Origin of the sequence: Exiguobacterium sp. AB2 (assembly GCF_000696055.1) — a bacterium.
GTDB lineage: Bacteria > Bacillota > Bacilli > Exiguobacteriales > Exiguobacteriaceae > Exiguobacterium > Exiguobacterium alkaliphilum.
Window position 1 is genome coordinate 23,923 of the sequence record NZ_JNAA01000047.1, and the last position, 18,809, is coordinate 42,731.

Below are 18,809 nucleotides of genomic sequence, written 5' to 3' on the forward strand. Positions count from 1 at the left end.
CATCGAAAGGGGAAATAGACATGGCATATCAACCATTTACTGAACAGACGGTCGTCGACCACGTCCGGGCACTCGGACTGATTGAAGAAGGAGGGATCGCCCAATGCGATGAGATTGGGGACGGAAACTTGAACCTCGTCTTCCGCATCCGTCAAGGCGAACAGCGTCTTATCGTCAAACAAGCGCTCCCGTATGCGAAAGTCGTCGGGGAAAGTTGGCCGCTCACGCTTGAACGGGCCTGGATCGAGCAGCTCGCGTTGCGTCAGTTCGCAGAAGTCGTGCCACGTTTCGTGCCGAACGTGCTCGGGAGCGACCGGACGCTCGCGTACACGATTTTAGAGGACTTGTCCGATTATGAAATCGTCCGCACCGGTTACCTCGAAGGGAAGACGTATCCTGAACTGGCCCGTCACGTCGGTGAATTTTTAGGCGAGACGTTGTTCGCCACGTCCGACTACGCGGCCGGTCCAATCGAGAAGAAGCGGAAGGAACGGGAGTATTACAACCCGGAGCTGTGCGACATCACGGAAAAGCTCATTTTCACCGATCCGTATAAAGACGCCGAGTCGAACAATATCGAGGCGGCGCTGCGTCCTGACGTCGAACGCCTCTGGCATGACAAGGCGCTCAAAGTCGAGGTGGCGAAACTGAAAGTCGGATTCGTCACGAAACATGACGCCTTGCTTCATGGCGACTTACATACAGGAAGCATCTTTGCGACGACGCAGGAGACGAAAATCATCGATCCGGAGTTCGCATTCTACGGACCGTTCGGCTTCGACGTCGGACAGATTATCGCGCATTTGACGCTCGCCACGTTCCACGATCCGCTCAAGCGATTCGAACGGTTCACGGACGTCCTCACGGTGTGGGAGACGTTTGAGAAGACGTTCCGCCACAACTTCACGAACGCCGTCGAGCCGTTCGACACGGAAGGATATGTCGACGACTTGTTACAAACGATTTTCGCCGACACGGTCGGCTATGCCGGTTGCGAACTCATCCGCCGCGCCATCGGCCTCGCCGGCGTCGCAGACCTTGAGACGTTACCCGAAACGACACGTCTCGAGCGGAAACGCGATGCGCTCGCGCTCGGTACGGCGCTCATTAAAGAACGTCACGAAGTCGACTCGATTGACGGCCTCGTCACCTTGTTATCGGGGGTACGCGTATGACGGTGCAAAACATTCGCTTTGACGTCTCGACCAATGAGTTGATTCTCTTAGACCAGACGCTCCTTCCGCATGAGGCACGTTACGTGACGATCGAGACGCTTGAAGAAGCGGAGCACGCGATTGAGACGCTCCAAGTCCGAGGCGCACCGGCGATCGCGTATTTCGGGGCGTTCGTCCTGGCGAAAGAGGCAGAGCGTCTCGTCGACGACCCAGATTTCACGCGTCGTCTCGAGATTGTCGGACGCCGTTTGATCGCGACACGGCCGACGGCGGTCAATTTACAAAACGTGATCGAGTCGCTTCTCGAATTGAACAGCGGGGACGATTTCGAACAGATTGCCGGGGAAATAAAACGGCGCGCGGTCGCCCTCTATGAACGTGACGTCGACACGTATCGGTCCATCGGAGAGCACACACTGACCGTGTTGCCTTCAGGCGGGAACGTCTTGACGATTTGTAACGCCGGCGCTATCGCGACGTCGCGTTACGGGACGGCACTCGCACCGTTTTATGTTGGGAAAGAGCGCGGTGTCACGTTCAACGTCTTCGCCTGTGAGACCCGTCCACTTCTGCAAGGGGCACGCCTCACCGTTTGGGAACTCGACCAAGCGGACATCGACGTCACGCTTATCACCGATAATATGGCCGCGTGGACGATTCAAGCGAAAGGCGTCGACGCGATCATCGTCGGAGCCGACCGCATCACACGGACGGGACACGTCGCCAACAAGATTGGGACGCTTCAACTCGCCGTGCTCGCCAACCATTACGGCATCCCGTTCTATGTCGCAGCACCGCATTCGACGTTCGATTTGACGGCAGACGATGCGATTGAGATTGAGGAGCGGGACGCGAAAGAAGTGACACACATCGGTGGCCAGCCGACGGCACCTGTCGGCATCACGGTCTTCAATCCGGCGTTCGACGTCACACCGCCCGAGCTCATCACGGGACTCATCACCGAGGCGGGCGTGTTCGAGGCGAACGAGACGGCTATCACACATCATGTAGGGGGAACGATTCATGTCTAAGAAACTATTGATTTTACTATTCACGTTCGTCTTGGCGCTCGTCGGTTGCACGAACGAACAAGCAGCCACGCCGAAACCGACCGAGAAGACACCGGAAACGAAACCGGTGTCGGCTTCGAACGGGACATTGCCGAAAGACATCGACGTCGCCCTGATCATGCAAATGTCGATCGGGACGTTCTCGTCGCAGTACATAAACGGTGTGACCGAACAAGTCGAATCGTTCGGCGGCAACGTGAAAGTGTATAACGCCGACAATGATTTGTCGAAGATGGCGAGTTATGTCGACACGGCGACGACGCAAGGTGTCGATGTCATCTTGATTGATCACGGGCGCGCCGACGCGTTGAAAGAACCCGTCCAACGCGCGCTCGACAAAGGCATCAAAGTCGTGGCGTTCGACAACGATTTGACGAACGAAGGCGTCACGGTCATCGACCAAGACGACTATTCGCTCGCGTGGCGTTCGCTCAAGGCGCTCGCGGAGGATTTGGACGGGGAAGGGAAGATTGTCACGATTTGGGTCGGCGGTTTCACGCCGATGGAACGTCGCCATACGATTTACGATGCGTTCTTGAAGCGTTATCCAGGGATCGAGGAAGTGGCCAAGTTCGGTTCGGCGACGAACAACACCGCGCTCGACACACAGAGCCAGATGGAAGCGATCTTGAAGAAGTACCCGGAAGGCGAGATTGACGCCGTGTTCGCGATGTGGGACGAATTCGCCAAAGGTGCGAGCCGTGCCATCAAACAAGCCGGGCGCGATGAGATTGCCGTCTACGGCATCGATTTGAGCGATGAGGACCTTCAGCTCATGCAAGAAGAGGGAAGCCCGTGGAAAGTGACGGCAGCGACCGACCCGGCCGAGATTGGTCGTGTCCAAGTCCGATATGCTTACCAAAAATTAGCTGGTGAAGAGACGCCGTCCATCCATTCGATTGACCCGTACTTAGTCGACCGTGACGTCTTACCGGACGAGAAAGTGACGATGGATGATCTCGGTCAATACGTACCGAATTGGGGCGCGTCGGACGCGGCTTGGTCGGACTGGATGAAATGATGATTCGGCTTGAACGCGTCACCAAACAATACGGGGACGTGACGGTGCTCGATGACGTCACGTTCGGGCTGCGTCGCGGCGAGATTCATGGCCTTCTCGGCTTGAATGGGGCCGGGAAGAGCACGTTAATCAAGCTATTGAACGGCACGACGACACCGACGTCCGGGTCCATCTCGCTTGACGACGAGACCGTCGTGCTCACGCCGGCCGAAGCGATTCGACGTGGTGTCATCACCGTGTCGCAAGAAGTTGATGATGCGCTTTATCTCGACTTACCGGTCTATGAGAACGTCGTGCCGTGGCAGACGGTCGAACGGATTCAACCGCGTGAATTGAAGCGACGGGCTACGGCGTATTTGAAGCGTGTCGGTCTCGCGATCGATGTGACGAAACCGAGTGGGCATTATCCGCTCAGCGTCAAACAACGCATCTTAATCGCCCGGGCGCTTGCGAGCGAGGCGACGTACCTCTTGCTCGACGAACCGACGGCCGCCTTGTCGACGGACGATGCGGCGGCACTGCTTTCGCTACTGCAGACACTCGCCGAAGACGGCGTCGGCATCCTCCTCATCACACACCGCTCCGAAGAACTGACACGTGTCACGACGACGACGACGTTTCTCCGGGACGGGCGGCTCGTCTATGAAGGGCCGTTCCAACCGTTGTCGACCGAAGACGTCCATACGCTATTGAGCGGGACGGCACTTGTAGATGAGTTGGAAAAAGCGACACCGACGAACGAGGTCCAACTGAAGGCGACGCTCACGTTACCCGCGTTTGGGACCGAGTTATCGTTCACCGCCTACAAAGGCGAGGTCGTCGGCATCGGCGGCGTGACGGGGAGCGGCAAGACGGAGCTCGTCGAGGCGTTGTTCGGTTTGTCAGACGCGAAGCAACACATCGAGCTCAACGGGAACGTGACGACGATCCACACCCCGCGACAAGGGGTCCGCGCGGGGTTCGCCTTCGTCCCGGAAGAACGGCGCAAGCAAGGACTCTTTCTCGACGACTCGATTGAACGAAACGCGTTAGTCGTGGAAGGCGAGACGAGCGTGTTACAACGCGTCTTGTCCTCGCTTCGTGTCAAATATGCCGATGTTCGACAGCCGGTGCGTGAGTTGAGCGGTGGCAATCAACAAAAAGTCGTCCTCAGCAAGTGGTTGTTTGAAGACCGGGACGTGTATTTACTCGACGAGCCGACGAAAGGCGTCGACGTGACGGCGAAACGGGACATTTATGAACTCGTGACACGACTGGCCAAACAAGGCAAGACGGTCATCTTCACGTCGAGTGAAGCGCATGAACTCGAACTCGTCGCCAACCGGACGCTCTGGCTCGACCGCGGCCGTTGGCAACAGAAAGGAGGGGCATGACATGGCCCAACTCGTACTCAAACCGAAAGCGAAGCGATTCACGGGAATCGGTCAATACGGAACGCTGTTCGCGATTCTCGCATTGATTGCGGTCTTCGGCGTGACGAACGACCAGTTCCTCACGTACGCCAACTTCAGCGACATCATCAAATCCGTCTCAATCGTCTCGCTGCTCGCCCTCGGGGTGACGTTCTCGCTCATCGTCGGCGGGTTCGACTTATCGGTCGGTTCGACGGCGAGTCTCGCGACGATCGGGGCGGCGTCAAGCCTCGTGTTACATAGTCAAGAGCTACTCGTCGCCTTGCTCGTCCCAATTATTCTCGGCGTTCTCGTCGGGCTGTTGAACGCGCTCGTGACAATCAAATTCCGGTTGCCGGACTTGCTCGCGACGCTTGCCATCATGTACGTCATCAACGGGGTCCAATTGACGTACACGAAAGGGTTCTCGATTTATGACAACATGCCGATTGATGGAGGAACGGCGCCGGGGCGGTTCATCCCATCGTTCCTCTTCATCGGCCAAGGTTCAATCGGTCCGGTCCCGTTCGTCGCCATCTTGATGATCCTCTTCTTCGCCGGGGCCCATCTGTTCTTGACGTATTCGAAGACGGGGCGCGAGTTCTATTACGTCGGCTCGAACGTCGAGGCGGCCCGTCGTTCGGGTATCGCCGTCAATCGAATCAAGCTGTACGCTTACGTGTTGAGTGGGCTATTCGCAGCCATCGGCGGCATCATCTTGGCGTCACGGATCGGCACGGGCCAAGTGTCGGCCGGCGCACCGCTCCTCATGGACGCGGTCGCGGCCGCCTACATCGGCTACGCCGTCTTCGGTACGGGACGCCCGAACGTCGTCGGCACGTTAATCGGTGCCGTCTTGATTGGCATCTTGTTGAACGGGCTGACGATGTGGGATGTGCCGTACTATGCCCAAGACATCGTCAAAGGGGCCATCTTGATTGCGGCGCTCGGCTTGTCATATATCCAAAAGAAACAGTTCGCATAGGAAAAGTCCTCAGAATCAAACGTTCTGAGGACTTTCTTTGCGTTCCATGCGGACGAATTCATACACGCTCCCGTTCGTCGGTTGTTGAAACGAACCGGTCTGTTTGAAACCACCTGTCTCATACAGCCGGATGGCCCGCTCGTTGAAGGCGGCGACGGCGAGCGTGATGCGACGCGGCACGTACGTCACCTCGATGAAGTCGAGAATCGACGAAAGGAACGCGCGTCCACCCCCGCGTCCGGTCAAGTCCGGACGCATACCGAGGCCGATATCAAGCGTTTCATCATCCGTTCTCGCGACGCTCACGAAACCGATTAGTTCGGTGTCGGACGTGATGGCGAACACAGACGGTCCGCGCTGTTCGGCGTCTAAAAATTCGGCCAAATCGGCTTCGTCCGCTTCCATGTTGTAGAAGGCATAATCGCCTTCATAATGCCACGTAAAGGCAATCGTTTCAGCTTGTGGCTGGGTCAGGGTAGAAAATTGATACGTCATGTGAATTTCCTCGATTCAAGGTCAGAATGGAGTGCTACACTCATTATAGTACCACCAACTTAAAGAATGGGGTGACCACATGGGAATCAAATTAGACATGGTCGGCATCGTCGTCGAAGATATGAAACGGGCGCTCGACTTCTATCGTTTGCTCGGCTTAACGATCCCGGAAGCGATAGATGGGGAAGCGCACGTCGAGGTCGATGACGGCGGTGTCCGGCTCGCCTTCGACACGGTCGAAGTGGCCGAATCGGTATATGGGGAATGGAAGCAGGCGACGGGGCACCGGGTCGAACTCGCCTTCTTATGCGACAGTCGAGATGAGCTAGATGCGCGCTATAAGGCAATCGTCGAGCATGGTTATGCCTCGCATCGGGAACCGTGGGATGCGTTTTGGGGGCAACGCTATGCCATCGTCGTCGACCCGGACGGAAACCTCATCAGTCTATTCGCAGCATGACAAGACCCTCGCCGGGTTCGGCGAGGGTTTATTCGTCTCGTGTCTCGCCCCACGAGCAGAGCGCCTTGTTGACGGGGAACGGGGTCGTCATGTTCAGTTTGCCTCGCTTTCGGGTAGTTACTTCAATGTGCGTACTATTTTTCTTGCTTCGATGAAGGTATCGTATCGTTATCGATCAAATTGAGCAAACAAAAAGGAGCGGATGACAGTGACATATCCACGTACATTCTCACATATCGGCCTATCGGTGCCGAGTGTGGCGGAGGCAGTGAAATTTTATGAGGACGTGATGGGCTGGTACACGATCATGCAACCGTCAGACGTCGTCGAGGACGACTCGCCGATTGGTGTCATGTGCACGGACGTGTTCGGACCGGGCTGGGGTAGCTTCCGAATCGCCCATATGTCGACCGGTGACAAAATCGGGATTGAGTTGTTCGAGTTCCCGAACAATGAGTCGCCGGAGGACAATTTCGAGTTTTGGAAGACGGGCATTTTCCACTACTGCGTCCAAGACCCAGACATCGAGGGACTCGTTGAGAAAATCGTCGCCCACGGCGGAAAACAACGCATGCCGATTCGGGAGTATTACCCGGGCGATAAACCGTACCGGATGGTGTATTGTGAAGACCCGTTCGGCAACCTCGTCGAGATTTACTCGCACTCGTATGAATTGACGTATTCGGAAGGAGCGTATTGAAATGAAGGCATGGTTACTCGATCAACCAGGACTCGAACATCTATATCTCGGGGAGACGGAGCGGCCGACACCGAAAGCGGGTGAACTGCTCATCAAAGTCGAGGCGGTCGCGTTGAACCCGGTCGACTATAAAGTTGGCACGAACGGCAACCCGAACTGGTCGTACCCGCACATTCTCGGGGTCGACCTCGTCGGGGAAGTCGTCGAAGTCGGCTCGAGTATCGCCAACATCATCACCGGGTCACGTGTCGCCGTCCATACGAGCCTCGGGAAGAACGGTGGCTTCGCCGAGTATGCGGTCGTCGATGCGCGTGCCTGTGCCGTCGTCCCGCCTGACGTGAGCGATGAGGCCGCTGCGGCCATCCTTTGTGCCGGTATGACGGCGTATGAGGCGGTCATGCAGAAGTTGAACACGCGCGACAAAGAGACGATTCTCATTCACGCCGGGGCGGGTGGGGTCGGCGGCTATGCGATCCAACTTGCGAAGAAACTTGGGCTTAAGGTGTTCACGACGGCGTCGCCTGACAACTTTGACTGGGTGAAAGAACTCGGTGCCGATGTCGCCATCGACTATAACACGGAAGACGTGACGGCGCGGGTTATGGAAGAGACGGACGGCCGCGGCGTCGACCTCATCTTGAATACGGTCGGACGTGACGTCGCGACAGCCGATCTCGACCGGCTCGCCTTCAGCGGACAGCTCGCCTACATCGCCGGTCCGCCGGATACGTCGAACGTGAAAGGCTTTACGCTCTCGCCGTCCATCCATGAGGTCGCCCTTGGTGCGGCCCATGCGAGTGAGGATGAGCGCGCCATTCGCAACTTGGCGTATATGGCTGAGGAATTGATGAAATTACTCGAGGCCGGTGAATTGAACGACCTCGTCACGGACGTTTTGCCGTTCGATCGGTTGAAAGATGGTTTGGAACAATTGCAAACACGAAAAGTACGCGGGAAATTGATCGTCCGGGTACGCGAATAATGATGGTGCCTCCTATCTATGGATAGGGGGCCATTTTTGGAGGGGATGACATGGATTTACGGACATCGTATCAACAGACGTCGCATCAACTGAGCGGTCATGGCAGACGGAACGTCGGCGTCTTGCAGCAGGCGTTCGCCGACGTCGACCCGAATCAGGCGAGCGACCATTACGGGACGGGCGAAGTCATCGAGCGGTTCGAGCAGAAACTGGCACAGGAACTCGGCATGGAAAACGCCATCTTCTTCCCGAGCGGCACGATGGCGCAACAGATTGCGTTACGCATTTGGGCGGACGAGACGGAGAACCGACGCGTCGCCTATCATCCGCTCTGTCACTTGGAGATTCACGAACAGGATGGCTTGAAGGAACTGCATCACCTCGAGCCGATCTTAATTGGGGACGACAAGCGGATGATGACGCTCGAGGAAGTGCAAGCCATTCTGGATATCGCCTGCCTGTTGATTGAGTTGCCGCAAAGGGAGCTCGGGGGCTATTTGCCACCGTTCGATGAACTGGAGGCGATCAGTCACTTGTGCCGGGAGCGGGGGATTCGTCTGCATCTCGACGGGGCACGTCTATTCGAGACGCTCCCGTATTACGAGAAGACGGCAGCAGAAGTATGTGCACTGTTCGACAGCGTCTACGTCTCATTCTATAAAGGCATCGGCGGGATTGCCGGAGCCATCTTGGCCGGACCGAAACCGTTCTGCGCCGAGGCGAGAGTCTGGAAACGTCGCTATGGCGGGGATTTGATTGGACTGTATCCGTACATTATCCCGGCCGACTATTACTATGAACTGCGGAAAGACCGGATGGCGAGCTATTATGAACAGGCGAAAGAACTCGCGCGCCGTTTCAATGCGCTCGATGGGGTATGGACGACACCGGACGTCCCGGTGACGAATATGTTCCACCTTCATGTTGAGGGGGACGTGGCGGAAGTCTCGGCCCGGATTCAAGCTGTTCAAGACGCGACTGGGATTGGCATCGCAGGTTATCTTGTTCCGCATGACGGCTATTGTTCGACCGAGATCAGTGTCGGGGATGCGGTTGAGGCGATTGATGCACCTCAACTCAATCGACTATTCGAACAATTAGAGCGATGAGGAATTAGAAAAAGCACCGCACCTCAGTCGAGGAGCGGTGCTTGCTGCTATCTGGATACGATGGCGTCGAGGCGTTCGAGCTGCGAGGCGAAGCCTTCGACGGCGCCCATTTCGACGACCTTTTCAAGCGATTCGACGTCCGAGAACTCGGAGCGGCTGACGAGCAGTGTGCCGTTCGGGATGTCTAAAAACTCGTTCGTGATTGTCATGACAGGAAAGTCTGAATTGATGTTCCCGTCCGCATCCGAGAAGGCGTCCGTATAGACAATTTTTCGATGTGGTTTAATCTCGACGAACGTCGACTTCCCCCATGACTCCATCCCATAATAGTCGCCTTGATTTTTGTCGACACATGTCATCTTGTAATGCCACGTCCCGCTCGGTTCGAACGCGAACGTGCGAACCTCGGTCTTCCATCCGGCCGGTCCCCACCAAGATTCGAGATGGGTTGGGCTCGAGAAGGCTTCGAACACGAGCTCGCGCGATGCCCGAAAGCTACGTTCGACGACGAGTGTGTTGCCTTCCACGTGCGATTTGACAGCCCCCATTTAAACGTCCCCTTTCATGAGAAAGCGTCTTGACCTCAACGTAGTCCTTATTCCCGCTTTTTGGAGAAGTACAACTTGTTCAGTCAAACAACAAATCGAGCACCGTCTCACCGATAGGGCGTTCTTTCCCTTCGTATGGGAACGAGTGGATATGAATGGCCGGATTGAAGTTCAGCTCGATGATACCGTAGTCACCTTCACGCTCGAGCGACGGAATCATCATGTCGACACCGCAAATCGTCGCACCGACCGCCTTCGCGGCCGCGACGGCGATCTGTTTATACGAATCGGCGATGTGGTCGGTATAGTCGACGCTGTCGCCGCCGGTGCTGATGTTCGAGTTCTCGCGAAGGAAGACGCGCTCACCATCCGCGAGTACACTGTCCGGTGTCTTGCGTTGAGGGCGCAGGAACGCCACGACGATGTCATCGATCTCGATTTTTTCGAGCGGGGTCTTGTATCCTTTTCCGCGGAGCGGGTCTTCGTTTTTTTGGGCGACGAGCTCACGGATTGTCGAGACGCCGTCTCCGGTCACGTTCGCCGGGACGCGGTGCAAGATGCCGGCGACCTCGTCGCCGATGACGAGGAAACGATACTCTTTTCCGGGCAGGAACGTCTCGAGCAGAACGACGTCATCAAACGTACGAGCGTGATGGAACGCCGCGAGCGCCTCGTCGAGCGTCGTCCCGTCCTTGAAAATGTGGATGCCAATCCCGAAGTTCGTCGACTTCGGTTTCAAAACGACCGGCTCGTTTGAGAACGCATGCCAAGCGTCTCGTAAATCGGTTTCACTTCGGAGTTCGACTCCTTCAGGGACGCGGATGCCATGCTCGGCGAGGACGTGTTTCGTCACCGTCTTGTTTTCCATCATGAGCACCGACACGTAGTTGTCTTTTGACGTCTTCGTCGCCTGTTTCACATATTCGGTCCGGTTGCCGTGGCGAATCCGGATGAACTGGTCGTCTCGGTCGATGACATCAATGGTGTAGCCACGTTTCAAGGCCGCCTTCATCAAAATCTGCGTCGACAGCTCCATGTCCGAGTAGCCGTGCATTCGGAACCGGTTGGCGTATGCGTCTCGATAGAACAGTTCGGCTTGCCGGAGCGACCAGGCCGTGTAGCCTTCGGTTGTCATCACTTTCGTCAACCGGGCCGAATACGTCGCGTCCACATGGTCGATTCGTTCGCGGACGGAGCCGAAGACGTCCGCGAACCCGAGGGCGTAGCGAGTGTTGAACGCTTCGATGTCATCTAACAGTTCGTTCGCATACGTGTGTAAGGCGATCGAATCGCCATCCCGGTGCAACGTGAGCGTCGGGGATAGCCCTTCTTTGGCGACAAGCTGTTGGTTATGGAACGCCTCGGCCTGCCAGTTTGCGGAGTCTGTCTCGTCTTTTAACGCCAAGTAGAGCAGGAAGATGTGCAGGAACTTCAAGTCGTCGAGGGCGATGCCCGTCTTCTCGAACGGGTTCAAATCGATGTTTCGAATCTCGATATAGTCGATGCCGTTCGTTTCAAGTCGTTCCAAGTCGTTACCGCCCCGGGACGTCTTCAAACGAATCGGCGAGTATAGCTCGTTTGGACTCTCGATGTCGCCTTTCGCGATGAAGCGGCGGACGCTGTCGGTATATGCGGCGAGCGTCGAATAGTCCGAGTAGAGCGGTTCGACGTTCGTGTAGCCGCAGTCGCTATTTCGGTAAGACAGGGCCGTCGAATTCGAATACACGTCCTCGTTCAATGCCTGCATCTGGCTGACGCAACGTTCTTCATAGCTCGTATGGACGGCAGGCGTCGCACCGAACAGGTAGACGATGAGCCAACGCATCCGCAAATAGTTGCGGACGAGCTTCAAGTAGAGTTCATCTTTGAAGCGATCATATTGTTCGGGCGACCCTTCATATAAAGCCGCAACCAACTCGTCTGCGAACGAGAAGTTAAAATGGATACCCGAGATGAGCTGTTTTTTCGCCCCGTATTTTTGGAGCAGATGCTCCCGGTAGCGGCCGGCCTCAACGCCAGAACTGCCAAAATCGGCGAGCGGGATGATCCCGCCGTCCGGAAGCGCGCACGGCATCGACTGCGGCCAGAGGCGCTCGTCATCGATATGCAGCGCCGTGATATCGTACAGCGTCTGTAGGAAGTCGTGTGCCCCTTCGACGGTCGGGAACGTCGGCGTGATCAGCTCGATTTGACTTTCCGAGAAGTCGGTCGTGATATAGGGGTGCGTCGCCTTATCACCGAGACTGTCTGGGTGTTTCGTGACGGCGAGCGTCCCTTCAGGTGTCACGCGGAGCATCTCACGCTCGATGGCGAACCGGCCGCTCGTGAGCAATTGTTTTGATAACTGACTAAATCGCTTCTGCAAGGGAAGTCACTTCCTTTTTTGTTAGTCGGACGTACAATGCGGAGACGAGTCCTTTGACGATGCTCGAGATGGCGATGCTCCACCAGATGGCATCGAGACCGAGAACCGGCTCGAGCAGGATGGCGAGCGGGATGCGGGCGACAGTAAAGACGATGGAAATGGTCGCCGGGATTTTCGGTAATCCGAGTCCGGAGAAGTAGCCGTTGCCGATCATCTCGAGCGACGCGAAGATGAGTGATACACCGATGATGCGTAAATAGCTCGCACCGATGTCAATCGTTGTCGGATCATCGACGAATAATCTGATAAGGGCGTCCGGGAAGACGAGGAAGACGAGTGTGATCAGCCCGGTGTAGAGCATACCGATTCGCGTCGTCACCCGGTATCCTTCGTGCACCCGGTCAATTTTCCGGGCACCAAGGTTTTGGCCTGTGTAACTCGCGATGGCGCCGTTCAGTCCGCCGATCATCATATAGGCGATCGCCTCGATTTGGAGGCCGATGCGCTGGGCCGCGATGGCCTCGGTCCCGTATGAACCGATCATACGGGCGAGAAAGATGCTGATGACAGTAAAGAGGACGCGTTGCGTCGCCATCGGAAACCCGAGACGAAAAATCTCGGTGTAGTCGGCGCGGACCGGTCGCACGGTCTCTTCCCAATCGAACAAGGCCCGGGACCGATGCCAAAAGAAGCCGAACATGACGGCGTTCGCGGCGAGCGTCGCGAGACCGGCCCCGAGTACGCCAAGGCCGAGCGGATAGATGAAGAGCGGTGACAGCATCATGTTGAGGATGACGCCCGTCGCGTTGATCCGCATCGCCGTCGTCGTGTTTCCATAGGCGCTGAACAGACGGGCGAACAGCAAATTGAAGAACGAGAACAGGAGCATCGGTGCACTGACGAGCAAATACTGATAGGCAAGATGTTCGACGGTTGGCGCGTTCATGTTCAAAAAGCCAATCAGCGTCGGTCCGAGTGAGACGAGCAGGAGGGCAGACAAAAGCCCGAGCCCGAAGTTCAACCGTCTGCCGCTCCGAACATAGCGTTGAATCAATTCATCGTTGCGTTTGCCGACGGCTTGTGACACTTTGATGCCGGCCCCGACGACAATCAATGACTGGATTGCCTGGGCGAGCATAATATAAAAACTGGCCGCGCCGATACTGGCGACGGCGTCGCTTCCGAGCGCGCCGACCCAAAACATATCGACGAGACTGTACGTGAACTGTAAGAGCGAGCTGCCGACGAGCGGGAGGGCGAGCGCTACGATGACGCGCTGCACGTTGCCGGTCGTCAAATCGACGGTTTTCACAGGACAGGACTCCTTTGACACTTTATATAACCATTTAGTTATATATAAGCACAACGAGACGATCTTGGCAATCGTGACGTCCGAGTCGACGAAAAATCGACACAAAAAAAGGAATTCGTTGTGAATTCCTTAACGGGTATAGGCGCGAATCCACGTCGTCATGTAGACGAGGTTCGCAATGACAATCGTGGAGAGGAGCGCAAAGACCGGATACGTCGGCCAGGCCGCCTGAAACAGCGGATAAAAGAAAAATGTCAGCATGGAGAGCGGGACGGAGATGCTGAACGAGACGTACGCCGCTTTCGTCGCTTTCGCCGTGATCAACGCCTCGCGTTCATCGACTTCACTGAATTCGGTCATGCGGATCGACCATTGGCCGAAGCTCATCTGTTGATTCGGACGTGTGCGGAACGAATAGATCGTCCAGACGATAAAGAAGACGATCAACAAGAAGAACGGCAAGAGATTGAACTCCAACTCGAACGCGCCGGTTTCAATGGCAGCCAACGAATGTGTGACTGTCGAGGCGAATGACGCAACGGTGAACGCCATGAGGATATACAAGACGATGCTCGACATGGATTGGATGATGACACGTTTCATTCTGTTTCCTCCTTGATAGTAAAAATAGTCTCGACCGGTTCCTCGAACACGCGGGCGATTTGCATCGCCAACAGAAGCGACGGCGTGTAACTCCCTTTTTCGAGCGAGATGATTGTCTGTCTCGTCACACCGACTTTGGCCGCGAGATCACCTTGGGTCAAGTGATGCCGGGCCCGCAACTCTTTGACGCGATTAATCAACGGCATGGCGCCACCTCATTTCCTGTTTCTAACAACAGTGTAAAACAAACTTTACTTTATGTAAAGTGAGCTTTACTTATTTGGTGGTGGTACAATAGAATCAAACGTGAAAGGGGAGAAGCGAATGAAGGCGATTTTAGGGCAACACCACGTCTCGGCGATGACGGGGGACGCAAAGAAAAACTTACGATTCTATACAGAAGTGCTCGGGATGCGACTCGTCAAAAAGACGGTCAACCAAGATGATCCGTCGATGTATCACTTATTCTATGCAGATGAAACGGGGACGCCGGGGACCGATTTGACGTTCTTCGAACTGCCGTTTCTCGGGCAGACGTATCGAGGAAGCAGCAGCATCTCACGGACGGCGCTTCGAGTGCCAGCGGGAGCATTGACCTATTGGCTGGAGCGGTTTGCTCATTTCGGTGTGCTTCATGATCCGATAGAAGAGGTGCTTGGCCGACCGACGCTTTATTTCGAAGACGGGGAAGGGCAACGGCTCTGCCTCGTCGAAGGTGGCTCGGGGACACCGTGGTCAAACGGTCCGGTCCCCGTCGACGTCGCTATCTTCGGTCTCGGTTTCAGTGAATGGACGGTGCGACGCATCGAGAAGACGGGACGCGTATTGACGGACGTGCTCGGCTATCGTTTCGCCTCTGAATTTGAGCGGAATGAGCAAACGGTTCGTGTGTTCGAGACAGGAGAGGGGGGCGTGGCGACGGAGATTCACCTCGTCGACCGTCCCGATGTCCCGTCGGAGCGGCCGGGCCGGGGAAGCGTCCATCACGTCGCCGTTCGTGTCGAGGACGACTTGGAAATGGAGCAATGGGTCGAGCGGTTAAACGAGTTTGGTATCAGCCATTCCGGACTGATTGACCGCTATTATTTCAAGTCGATTTATTTCCGTGAGCCGAGCGGCATTTTAGTCGAACTCGCGACCGATGGACCGGGATTTGCGACCGATGAGTCCGTCGAGACGCTCGGGGAGCGCTTGGCGCTACCGCCATTCCTTGAACCGCGCCGGGATGAAATCGAAGCGAAGTTAAAACCACTCTAATTCAAAAGCCGACAGACTCGTTTAGTCCGTCGGCTTTTGTGCGCCTAAAAGTAGGGCCAGTTCGTTCGTCCGATTCGCAACGAGATCGGCAATCGTGTAACGGTCGAGCACATGGAGGAACGCAAGCATCGCCTCGTTCAACACGCTCCGGAGGTCGCAGGCAGGGGCGATGACACAGCGGCCTTCGCCGAAACACTCGACGAGATCGAACGGTTCCATCGTCCGAACGACGTCGCCGACGTTGATGTCTTTCATCGGACGGGCTAATCGGAAACCACCACCGCGCCCGCGCACCGACTCGAGATACCCATGCTTACCGAGTTCGTAGACGACTTTCATGACGTGGTTTTTTGAAATCTGGTACTGGTCCGCCACTTCTTGAATCGTCACGAGACGATGGGAGAACGTGGCACTATACATCAATGTTCGGAGTGCGTAATCGCACGATTGCGTGAGCCGCATGAAATCACCTCTTCGTTCGTTCATTGTACAAGACATCTCGCGAAAGCGCGATGATGAAAGGTGTGAAGAAAGCGTGGCGGATTCAAGTCAGAAATTTGAACTTGATTAAAACTAGTATTTAATATATTGCTTTTAAAGTGATTTCTCTCACATAATGAACGTGTACATTTGAAAAGGGGGAAACATAGATGTTAGACCAACAGACCATCGAAATCGTCAAAGCGACCGCACCTGTCTTGAAAGACCACGGGGTCGCCATCACGAGTCACTTTTATAAGCGGATGTTCGAAAATAACCCAGAAGTCCGTCACTTCTTCAACCATACGAACCAACAACGCGGCCGTCAGCCAGAGGCGCTCGCGAACGCGGTCTATGCGGCCGCCGTCCATATCGATCGGCTCGAAGCAATCCTTCCGGCCATCCAACCGGCGCTTCATAAACATAAGAGTTTGAACATTCGTCCAGAACATTATCCGATCGTCGGTGAGAACTTACTCGGCGCGATTCAAGACGTACTCGGAGAAGCCGCCACGCCGGACATCATCGATGCATGGGGGAAAGCGTACGGCGTCATCGCCGATGTCTTCATCTCGCTCGAGAAACAGATGTACGACGATGCGCCTTGGCTCGGTTTCAAGCCGTTCACGATCGCCGAAGTGATTGAGGATACGCCGGAAGTGAAACGATTCCGCCTTGTCGCGAACGATGGCGTCATCGGGACGGCCATCTCGGGTCAATACCTCTCAGTCCAAGCCCGCATCCAAGGTGAGGCCATCTTGCATCACCGTCAATACAGCGTCGTCGAGACGACAGAAGACGGCTACTGGATCGCACCGAAAGCGGAAGGACTCGTCTCGAATTGGCTCCACGCACAGACGGTCGGCACCGAGATCCCGGTGAGCGCCCCAGCCGGTGATTTCGTGCTCGAAACATCGGACCGTCCGCTCACCCTCATCGCCGGCGGCATCGGCATCACGCCGCTCTTCAACATGGCGAAGACCGCGCTCGGTGAAGGCCGTTCGGTCACACTATTGCATGCGGTGCGCAGCACGAACCTTCGTCCGCTCGGTGAAGAACTCGACGAACTCGTGAACGACGGACTCCAGCTCATCACACACGTCGACGACGTATCAGGCTGTCTGAGCGCGACACAACTTGAGGCGCTCGATGTCGACGGGCACGACGTCTACACGTGTGGCCCGACGGCGATGATGGAGACGGTCGTCCAGACGATTCCACAAGCCCGTTACGAGTTCTTCGGGCCATCAGTCGTCCTCGCCAACGCATAAGAAAAGACGACCGCGAGAGCAGTCGCCACAACACCGCAGACCGGTCATCGGTTTGCGGTGTTATAATTCTTCAACGTGCATCACATTTCTGTCGCCGTCAAGCGTCTCGAGTGTCTTGAATCTTCCTCGTTGTGATTCATCGAGCGTGATCAAGTAAGACATGACGTACCCTTCGTCTCGAGGGTCGTTCACGGTGTATGTCTCGCTCCAATCCGAACCGCTCAGTCGCACGTAAACCACATCTTTCGGTTTTTCGTTGAAGCGAATCCCGATGCATTCATCAGTCGTATTGCCAAAGTGAATCGAGTCGAACGGTTTTTCTTCAATCGTGTCCCGTGTCGATGTGCTGAAGCCTCCATCTGAATTCATGATACCGAGACCGAGAATCGTCTCGGCTTCATTCGTAAATAAGACGACGGTGCTGCCTTGTATGTATGTGTACCAGCCTTGAGCGGTCATGTGCTCATGCAGTTTTTGTTGCGCCTGTGCCAAAGGTTGTTTTCGTTGCTCGTCCTGATAATACCCGACGCCGGCCGTGACCGAAATCGCGATGACGATGAGCAGACCCGTCAGCAATAGTAAGAGTCCACGTTTTGACATGTTTCTTCTCCTCCCGAACAAACAGCCCATGCCTCGATTGAGTGCATGGGCTGTTTGTTAGTACGTCAAGCTTGCGGCGACGATGATGCCGACGACGAGCGAGGCCGAGAAGAGACTGATGCCAACGGCGAGGTTGCCGTTCTCGACTTCTTTTTCTAAGTTCACACCAGGCGTGAGTACGTACTCGAACGTCCAAAACGCAAGCACTTGTGCAAGAATCCCGACGATCCCCCAAATGAAGGCATCGAGCAAGTTGACGCTATTCGCCCATACCGTATAGATGACGATAGCGAGACCGAGCGCCTTGCCCCAAAGTTTCAAGGCGACGGCGACGTTGCCGGCTTTGATGAGCTTTCGTTCCGAATACTTTGTCGTCAACGCGAAGACGACGAGACCAATCAAGATGAGGCCAAACCCTGTACCGAGGTGGGCCAAAAAGCTCAAAATCGAATCGAGCGTGATGAACGTCATGAGTTATTCTCCTTTTGTGTGCCGATGGCTAAGTAGTAGGACTGGTTGTTCGTAATCATGCTGCCGGCCCGCGCACCGAGCGCGGACGGGCGACCGTTCAAACAGAAACAACCAATCATATAGTGTGTGTCGATCGTGCCGTTCACCATGTTCGTTTTCCGAACCGGTAATTCATCGAATTGTTGATAGACAGCCGTCTCGTCTGCGTACGTTTGAAGCGCTTCTTTATGGAACGGCGTGCCATCCTTTTCGTACAAGATGACCGAATCCCCTTCTCGTCCGAACGCGGGCTTTTGCACGTAAGCGCGCTGACCTAAAAACGGGTCAGGCTCGAGATAGGTCGGTAAAAAGTATGTGCGGATGACGGTCCGCTCTGTCTCATTGAAGAATAGCTCGTTTTCATAAAGCTCCCAAATGAACGCTTGTACCGCCTTGGACTGCATCAGGAACGCCGATAACGGATTGAGGAGCGAGACGTGTTTTGCCTCGTTCTGTTCAAGCAGGCGAACACCAA

At 55.6% G+C, this 18,809-nt stretch carries 21 protein-coding genes; 11 read left to right on the forward strand and 10 right to left on the reverse strand.

Translation table 11 applies throughout. From position 1 onward, the window contains the following. Positions 1 to 20: 20 nt before the first annotated feature. The 5 genes from mtnK to DI14_RS07055 are packed head-to-tail and all read left to right on the forward strand — an operon-like array spanning position 21 to position 5,642. Positions 21 to 1,175 carry an S-methyl-5-thioribose kinase gene (gene mtnK, locus DI14_RS07035; RefSeq protein WP_034806978.1) on the forward strand — a complete coding sequence of 385 codons (1,155 nt, stop codon included), beginning with the start codon at positions 21 to 23 and terminating at the stop codon, positions 1,173 to 1,175. Continuing rightward, a complete protein-coding gene (mtnA, locus tag DI14_RS07040) occupies positions 1,172 to 2,206 on the forward strand; it encodes an S-methyl-5-thioribose-1-phosphate isomerase (protein WP_034806979.1) in 1,035 nt (344 codons plus the stop codon). Before mtnK ends, mtnA begins: the two co-directional genes overlap by 4 nt. Further along, a complete protein-coding gene (locus DI14_RS07045; protein WP_034806981.1) occupies positions 2,199 to 3,266 on the forward strand; it encodes a sugar ABC transporter substrate-binding protein in 1,068 nt (355 codons plus the stop codon). The genes mtnA and DI14_RS07045 overlap by 8 nt, the downstream gene beginning before the upstream one ends. Next, a complete protein-coding gene (locus tag DI14_RS07050) occupies positions 3,266 to 4,639 on the forward strand; it encodes a sugar ABC transporter ATP-binding protein (protein WP_051622634.1) in 1,374 nt (457 codons plus the stop codon). Before DI14_RS07045 ends, DI14_RS07050 begins: the two co-directional genes overlap by 1 nt. 1 nt (position 4,640) lies before the next feature. Continuing rightward, the gene (locus DI14_RS07055) at positions 4,641 to 5,642 is read left to right on the forward strand and encodes an ABC transporter permease (RefSeq protein WP_051622635.1); all 1,002 of its coding nucleotides are present in this window, start codon (positions 4,641 to 4,643) and stop codon (positions 5,640 to 5,642) included. Between the two features lie 15 nt (positions 5,643 to 5,657). Here DI14_RS07055 and DI14_RS07060 read toward each other — a convergent pair whose 3' ends face one another. Beyond that, a complete protein-coding gene (locus DI14_RS07060) occupies positions 5,658 to 6,137 on the reverse strand; it encodes a GNAT family N-acetyltransferase (protein WP_034806983.1) in 480 nt (159 codons plus the stop codon). A gap of 79 nt (positions 6,138 to 6,216) precedes the next feature. On the opposite strand from DI14_RS07060, the gene DI14_RS07065 reads away from it, so the two are divergent. The 4 genes from DI14_RS07065 (at position 6,217) to DI14_RS07080 (ending at position 9,388) form a co-directional block, all read left to right on the forward strand. Then, on the forward strand, positions 6,217 to 6,597 hold the full coding sequence (locus DI14_RS07065; protein WP_034806985.1) for a VOC family protein: 381 nt from the start codon (positions 6,217 to 6,219) through the stop codon (positions 6,595 to 6,597). A gap of 208 nt (positions 6,598 to 6,805) precedes the next feature. Then, entirely contained in the window at positions 6,806 to 7,297 is a 492-nt protein-coding gene (locus DI14_RS07070) for a lactoylglutathione lyase family protein (RefSeq protein ID WP_034806986.1), read from the forward strand. A gap of 1 nt (position 7,298) precedes the next feature. Beyond that, positions 7,299 to 8,279, forward strand: a complete 981-nt coding sequence (locus DI14_RS07075; protein ID WP_034806989.1) for a zinc-binding dehydrogenase — start codon at positions 7,299 to 7,301, stop codon at positions 8,277 to 8,279. A gap of 50 nt (positions 8,280 to 8,329) precedes the next feature. Continuing rightward, positions 8,330 to 9,388 (forward strand): low specificity L-threonine aldolase, encoded by a 1,059-nt coding sequence (locus DI14_RS07080; protein ID WP_034806991.1) that lies wholly within the window; start codon positions 8,330 to 8,332, stop codon positions 9,386 to 9,388. Positions 9,389 to 9,435: 47 nt separating this feature from the next. Here DI14_RS07080 and DI14_RS07085 read toward each other — a convergent pair whose 3' ends face one another. From DI14_RS07085 to DI14_RS07105, 5 genes are all read right to left on the reverse strand, one after another. Beyond that, positions 9,436 to 9,936, reverse strand: a complete 501-nt coding sequence (locus DI14_RS07085; RefSeq protein ID WP_034806994.1) for an SRPBCC domain-containing protein — start codon at positions 9,934 to 9,936, stop codon at positions 9,436 to 9,438. Positions 9,937 to 10,015: 79 nt separating this feature from the next. Further along, positions 10,016 to 12,301 carry a bifunctional glutamate--cysteine ligase GshA/glutathione synthetase GshB gene (gene gshAB / locus DI14_RS07090; RefSeq protein WP_034806996.1) on the reverse strand — a complete coding sequence of 762 codons (2,286 nt, stop codon included), beginning with the start codon at positions 12,299 to 12,301 and terminating at the stop codon, positions 10,016 to 10,018. Beyond that, positions 12,285 to 13,718, reverse strand: a complete 1,434-nt coding sequence (locus DI14_RS07095) for an MATE family efflux transporter (RefSeq protein WP_255344265.1) — start codon at positions 13,716 to 13,718, stop codon at positions 12,285 to 12,287. Before DI14_RS07095 ends, gshAB begins: the two co-directional genes overlap by 17 nt. Before the next feature lie 24 nt (positions 13,719 to 13,742). Then, on the reverse strand, positions 13,743 to 14,216 hold the full coding sequence (locus DI14_RS07100; protein ID WP_034807000.1) for a hypothetical protein: 474 nt from the start codon (positions 14,214 to 14,216) through the stop codon (positions 13,743 to 13,745). Continuing rightward, complete coding sequence (locus DI14_RS07105) at positions 14,213 to 14,422, reverse strand: helix-turn-helix transcriptional regulator (protein WP_034807001.1); 210 nt, start codon at positions 14,420 to 14,422, stop codon at positions 14,213 to 14,215. The genes DI14_RS07100 and DI14_RS07105 overlap by 4 nt, the downstream gene beginning before the upstream one ends. Positions 14,423 to 14,540: 118 nt before the next feature. Between DI14_RS07105 and DI14_RS07110 the strand changes: the two genes are divergently transcribed. Next, positions 14,541 to 15,473: a ring-cleaving dioxygenase gene (locus DI14_RS07110; RefSeq protein WP_034807003.1), complete on the forward strand. Its 933-nt coding sequence runs from the start codon at positions 14,541 to 14,543 to the stop codon at positions 15,471 to 15,473. A 21-nt stretch (positions 15,474 to 15,494) separates the two neighbouring features. Here the strand turns inward: DI14_RS07110 and DI14_RS07115 are convergent, their stop codons facing one another. Further along, positions 15,495 to 15,935 (reverse strand): Rrf2 family transcriptional regulator, encoded by a 441-nt coding sequence (locus DI14_RS07115; RefSeq protein ID WP_034807005.1) that lies wholly within the window; start codon positions 15,933 to 15,935, stop codon positions 15,495 to 15,497. 188 nt (positions 15,936 to 16,123) lie between these two features. Between DI14_RS07115 and DI14_RS07120 the strand changes: the two genes are divergently transcribed. After that, positions 16,124 to 17,224, forward strand: a complete 1,101-nt coding sequence (locus tag DI14_RS07120; RefSeq protein ID WP_034807007.1) for a globin domain-containing protein — start codon at positions 16,124 to 16,126, stop codon at positions 17,222 to 17,224. Positions 17,225 to 17,284: 60 nt separating this feature from the next. Here the strand turns inward: DI14_RS07120 and DI14_RS07125 are convergent, their stop codons facing one another. The 3 genes from DI14_RS07125 to DI14_RS07135 all read right to left on the reverse strand — a co-directional run. Further along, entirely contained in the window at positions 17,285 to 17,824 is a 540-nt protein-coding gene (locus tag DI14_RS07125) for a hypothetical protein (protein ID WP_034807008.1), read from the reverse strand. Positions 17,825 to 17,881: 57 nt separating this feature from the next. Continuing rightward, positions 17,882 to 18,295: a DUF350 domain-containing protein gene (locus DI14_RS07130; RefSeq protein WP_034807010.1), complete on the reverse strand. Its 414-nt coding sequence runs from the start codon at positions 18,293 to 18,295 to the stop codon at positions 17,882 to 17,884. Beyond that, positions 18,292 to 18,809, reverse strand: a 518-nt coding sequence (locus DI14_RS07135) for a glutathionylspermidine synthase family protein (RefSeq protein ID WP_034807012.1), incomplete at its 5' end; no start/stop codon positions are given. The genes DI14_RS07130 and DI14_RS07135, both read right to left, overlap by 4 nt.

Excerpts from the sequence above, each read along its gene's own strand:
- mtnK (WP_034806978.1), top strand. The coding sequence starts at position 21 with ATGGCATATCAACCATTTACTGAACAGACGGTCGTCGACCACGTCCGG.
- DI14_RS07060 (WP_034806983.1), bottom strand. The coding sequence starts at position 6,137 with ATGACGTATCAATTTTCTACCCTGACCCAGCCACAAGCTGAAACGATT.
- DI14_RS07120 (WP_034807007.1), top strand. The coding sequence starts at position 16,124 with ATGTTAGACCAACAGACCATCGAAATCGTCAAAGCGACCGCACCTGTC.
- DI14_RS07075 (WP_034806989.1), top strand. The coding sequence starts at position 7,299 with ATGAAGGCATGGTTACTCGATCAACCAGGACTCGAACATCTATATCTC.
- DI14_RS07055 (WP_051622635.1), top strand. The coding sequence starts at position 4,641 with ATGGCCCAACTCGTACTCAAACCGAAAGCGAAGCGATTCACGGGAATC.
- DI14_RS07100 (WP_034807000.1), bottom strand. The coding sequence starts at position 14,216 with ATGAAACGTGTCATCATCCAATCCATGTCGAGCATCGTCTTGTATATC.
- DI14_RS07130 (WP_034807010.1), bottom strand. The coding sequence starts at position 18,295 with ATGACGTTCATCACGCTCGATTCGATTTTGAGCTTTTTGGCCCACCTC.
- DI14_RS07115 (WP_034807005.1), bottom strand. The coding sequence starts at position 15,935 with ATGCGGCTCACGCAATCGTGCGATTACGCACTCCGAACATTGATGTAT.
- DI14_RS07080 (WP_034806991.1), top strand. The coding sequence starts at position 8,330 with ATGGATTTACGGACATCGTATCAACAGACGTCGCATCAACTGAGCGGT.
- DI14_RS07065 (WP_034806985.1), top strand. The coding sequence starts at position 6,217 with ATGGGAATCAAATTAGACATGGTCGGCATCGTCGTCGAAGATATGAAA.
- DI14_RS07105 (WP_034807001.1), bottom strand. The coding sequence starts at position 14,422 with ATGCCGTTGATTAATCGCGTCAAAGAGTTGCGGGCCCGGCATCACTTG.
- DI14_RS07045 (WP_034806981.1), top strand. The coding sequence starts at position 2,199 with ATGTCTAAGAAACTATTGATTTTACTATTCACGTTCGTCTTGGCGCTC.
- DI14_RS07050 (WP_051622634.1), top strand. The coding sequence starts at position 3,266 with ATGATTCGGCTTGAACGCGTCACCAAACAATACGGGGACGTGACGGTG.
- DI14_RS07125 (WP_034807008.1), bottom strand. The coding sequence starts at position 17,824 with ATGTCAAAACGTGGACTCTTACTATTGCTGACGGGTCTGCTCATCGTC.
- DI14_RS07110 (WP_034807003.1), top strand. The coding sequence starts at position 14,541 with ATGAAGGCGATTTTAGGGCAACACCACGTCTCGGCGATGACGGGGGAC.
- DI14_RS07085 (WP_034806994.1), bottom strand. The coding sequence starts at position 9,936 with ATGGGGGCTGTCAAATCGCACGTGGAAGGCAACACACTCGTCGTCGAA.
- mtnA (WP_034806979.1), top strand. The coding sequence starts at position 1,172 with ATGACGGTGCAAAACATTCGCTTTGACGTCTCGACCAATGAGTTGATT.